Genomic DNA, 3,486 nt, shown 5'->3' with positions numbered 1-3,486 from the left:
GCATAAAACCTCATTGGCCAAAGAATGGGGTTTAGGGGAATATTGTCCCAAGGCCCTGTGATGGATCATAAGGTGTCATGGTTACAATAATAGTCTGAGATCATTTCTGCCACATCATAGCGATTATTTTCAGACATTTCTCTAAGCATTACAGCTTTTTGTTTCATTTTCTCCTCAATATCTCGTTTTTCCACTCCCGTTCTCCTGGCTATGGACACAAGCTGGTTGCTCTCCCATCCCAATCCCACTTTTGTGGCTTTTTCAAGTCTGCTGGTTTCATAATATTCAAATCCGGTCTGTGGATTCCATTTAAAAACAGTTTTCAGTTCAATATTATCTCCCTTTTTCACAACCTCTGTTATGCTCTTGGTACGGCGTTGAAGGGAGCCGTCTTTGCCGTGCACGGTAATCTGATGGCAGAGGCAGCCGATGTTGGAAACAAGTGAAACAGGAATGCTCATGGGAGGAGATGTGAGCCTGTCTATCACGTCTGACGCACTTGAAGCGTGAATAGTGGATAGGGCCAGATGGCCTGTTGAGATTGCCTGGAACAACGTCTTTGCCTCTTCACCACGTATCTCTCCAAGAATCATATAATCCGGTCTCTGTCTTAAAGACGCTTTGAGCAGGTCAAACATTGTTATCTCTGCCTGCTCACCGCTGAAAGAGGAGCGAGTTAACAGCTGGGTCCAGTTTCCATGGGGTAAGCGTATCTCTGGTGTATCCTCAATGCTCACAATCTTCTTTTCAGGGGGTATAAAAAGAGAGAAAGCATTTAGAAGAGTGGTTTTCCCGCTGCCGGTCTCACCGAAAACCATTATGGAAGACTTGTATTCGATCAATGTCCACAGATATGCCAGCATCTCAGGGGATGTGGTTCCATGCTGTATAAGCTCCACAGGACTCATGGCACTTGGTTTAAATTTTCTTACTGTGAAGGCGGAGCCCTTCTGTGTCACTTCCCTGCCATAGGTAATGTTCACACGATTACCATCCGGCATCCCCGCATCCAGTATTGGTTTGGCCACGGATACGGATTTGCCGCATCGCATAGCAAGCTTTGCAGCAAAGTTATCCAATGCGCCTTCTTCCTCAAAGCCCAGGTTGGTTTTTATAGAGCCGAGATATCTGTGCTGCACATAGATGGGAACTCCAACTCCATTACAGCTTATATCCTCTATATTTACATCCCTGGCAAGGGGGTCAATGGGTCCGTAGCCTGTAAAATCACGGAGCAAATAATAGATAATACGGTTTTTTGAAGATATCGAAACGTCTATTGCAAGTTTTTCCATTAATTCGAGTATCTCGTGTTCCAGATTGCCAGTGTTTGAAGCAAGAACTGTTCTAAGCATCCTGTTTTTCAGCTGCTTGATGATCTCCTGCTCTTCGGTGGTCAGCATGGGCTCCATAACCCGGTACATAGCATCAGGATGTCTGTTTATACTGGCATAGCAGCACTGGTCAAGCCGGTATTCAATACTCCTGTTTCCATTAAAGCTAATCTCGGTGGACATGGGAAGATGAGAGATTTTTTGCAGCCAGGGATCTTCCAGAGAATCTTCATTTTGCTTCTGCTTTTTAAACAGCTTTTTGAGGACTGGATTAATCCCAAAACCATTCTTCCCTGGTAGAACCCTCATCCTCTCCATTCCTCATCCCATATACTGATTTTTCTTATCTCTAAATCTACTTCAGTTATGTTGAAATAGTACCGCGAGCGGTTGTACTGGTGATCGGTAAGATGAACAGTAAAGTTCCCTGTAAAGCTGCTGTTCTCCGAATAACTGTTAAACCTGATTCTGTGGTATCCCGGGTAGGGGACAAGGTCATGATCTATCTCTGATATAACAAGGCGCAGGTTACTCTCATTTTGCAGCGATATTTCAGGAGGGTAGCTGATGGAAGGGGGGGGATATTCCTGCGCCTGGCTGTAATAAAGGGTACATCCGTTGAGGCTGATAGTTCTATAAATTGAATTGTTGGAGCTGTAGTTGATGTGCAGATCGATCCTCTGGTTTTCTCCATGCAGAGAGCCATTATATAGTCTATACTCCAGTGTCCCCCAGGTATTTGTCCTGATGGCCGCATCCAGTGAAGACAGCACATCCTTAGCTTTTTGCATATCCGCAGCTGCCAGCGTCCTGCCAAGCAGGGGAGTGGCGAAGGAGATGGCAGACAAAACCACACCTAAAAAGATGATCATGAGCAGTACTGTGGAAATGATGTTACTGGTGGCTTCTTCATTGGATGCTAAACTGGATGGTTCGATATGCATCAACTCCCTGGTCATTGGTGATGTAGAACTTCAAAGCAGTGTCAACAGGAAGTGCCGTGCGATTTATTAACAGGTACACATATCCGGTACCAACTTCGCCTTTGGAGATAACGTCCATCTTGTAAGTGGGATTGTGAAGGGGCGTCAGATCTGTGAGGTTGGTGGTGTTGACGGCAACCCTGGAGGTAGTGTTGGAGCTATTTAAGGCAAAATACGGATACCCTTCATCAGTAATAAATTTCATGGAAGTGTTGATTTTGTTTTCTGAAGTGAAGTAAACTAAATCATCGTTCAAACTATACGGGTCATCTTCTCTATCCAAAAGTATTCTGTCATCATTGTCATCATTGGATAATGTGCTGCGCCTGAAATGAAGAGCAGCCCAGTCCAGGTTCTCGTTCCCAAAAGATACCACCTTCACTTTTACATTGGTCAGGTTAAATAGAGCTTTATTTATCACAAGCACCTGTATTTCCTGGATAAAACGCTCATCCGGGGTGGAGTTTGCAGCTATTTCACCGTCCAGATTGGAATCGGTATTGTAATACACATATTCCGGATAGCATACAACCTCTATTTCGGACATAAAGGTATTCAGCCTGGTCTCTGCAACCTCTGAACCCGTGGTCTGCACCTCTTCCTGCAGGTTAGAAATCCAGGTATAGTACGCAGCAGATGCTGAGACTGCCACCAGCACCAGCATCAGCAGAGCCATTACTTCTGAGATTGCAGAGTCATCACTGATAATTTTCATATTAATCACCATTTTATTATGATTTTGTAATACTATTATTCAGAAAAGTAATCCTTAAATGTTATAAAACTTATGATTAATAACATTAATATCAAAACTTTTTGCGTATGATATTGTATAAAATTGCAGTAGCTGATAATATTAGTCCTAATAATAACATATCATGAATTGATGTATTTTCCAGCTTTTCATTTATAGAATTGTTATCAGGTTGCTGGATATCTAACGTTTGAGTGCTATTGGATATGGTAGTTAGTGAAGGTGTCGCTAACGGTGTTTGAACAGTAACGTCTACTATTTCCGATCGTACTTCATGCTGGCGTTCCCTGTTGTCCTTAAATGTAGCTGTGACAGCGGGAAGATCAATATTGTTATTCGCCTTAATAATATAATCATTTGAACAGCAATTCCCGCTAAAATTGTAAACGCATGCAGCTAAAGGGTTACTAATGAT

4 protein-coding genes are annotated in these 3,486 nt (G+C 43.1%); all 4 read right to left on the bottom strand.

The features are described from left to right. Window positions 1–65: 65 nt before the first annotated feature. Window positions 66–1,643, bottom strand: a complete 1,578-nt coding sequence (locus IBX40_12135) for a type II/IV secretion system ATPase subunit (protein ID MBE0525058.1) — start codon at window positions 1,641–1,643, stop codon at window positions 66–68. Then, a complete protein-coding gene (locus IBX40_12130) occupies window positions 1,640–2,278 on the bottom strand; it encodes a hypothetical protein (GenBank protein ID MBE0525057.1) in 639 nt (212 codons plus the stop codon). The genes IBX40_12135 and IBX40_12130 overlap by 4 nt, the downstream gene beginning before the upstream one ends. Further along, window positions 2,244–3,032, bottom strand: coding sequence for a hypothetical protein (locus tag IBX40_12125; protein MBE0525056.1), 789 nt, complete (start codon window positions 3,030–3,032; stop codon window positions 2,244–2,246). The genes IBX40_12130 and IBX40_12125 overlap by 35 nt, the downstream gene beginning before the upstream one ends. A gap of 91 nt (window positions 3,033–3,123) precedes the next feature. Then, window positions 3,124–3,486 (bottom strand): hypothetical protein (locus IBX40_12120; GenBank protein ID MBE0525055.1); only part of this gene is annotated, 363 nt, incomplete at its 5' end.

The sequence above is a fragment of the Methanosarcinales archaeon genome (assembly GCA_014859725.1).
In the GTDB taxonomy this organism is placed as follows: Archaea; Halobacteriota; Methanosarcinia; order Methanosarcinales; family Methanocomedenaceae; genus Kmv04.
Note: the sequence above shows the minus strand (reverse complement) of the source record. Positions and strands in the feature narration are given on the sequence as shown.